Consider the following 503-nt stretch of genomic DNA (forward strand, 5'->3'; position numbering starts at 1 on the left):
TGGTGATCGAAGGCGCGCCACTGCTGTTCGTCCTTCAGCAGGCTGTAGCGGTGGCCTGGAAATACCCGCCGAGCCAGGCGCTGGCGGTGGTGCAGGCGGTGGACTTCAGCATCGGCCGCAGCGGGCGCATCACCCCGATCCTGCGCCTGCAGCCGGTCGACCTCGACGAGCGGCGCATCAGCCGCGTCGCCCTGGGTTCGCTGCAGGGCTGGCGCACGCTGGACGTGCGGCCCGGCGACCAGGTGGCCATCCGCCTGGCCGGGCTGACCATCCCGCGCCTGGACGGGGTGATCTGGCGCAGCCCGCAGCGCGCCCCGGTGCAGGCCCCCAATCCGGCCGACTACCACGCGCTGAGCTGCTGGCGCCTCAGCGCGAACTGCCGCCAGCAGTTCCAGGCGCGCCTGGGCTGGCTCGGCGGCAAAGGGGGCCTGGCCCTGCCCGGCGTCGGCCCGGGCACCTGGCACAGCCTGGTGGCAAACGCCCAGCTGGAGGGCCTGCTCGAC

At 73.8% G+C, this 503-nt stretch carries 1 pseudogene; it reads left to right on the plus strand.

Features of this window, described 5'->3' with window-relative positions:
• Positions 1 to 503, plus strand: a pseudogene (locus N878_RS00760) (DNA ligase B); the annotation flags it as partial.

Origin of the sequence: Pseudomonas sp. EGD-AK9 (genome assembly GCF_000465935.2) — a bacterium.
Taxonomy (GTDB): domain Bacteria; phylum Pseudomonadota; class Gammaproteobacteria; order Pseudomonadales; family Pseudomonadaceae; genus Aquipseudomonas.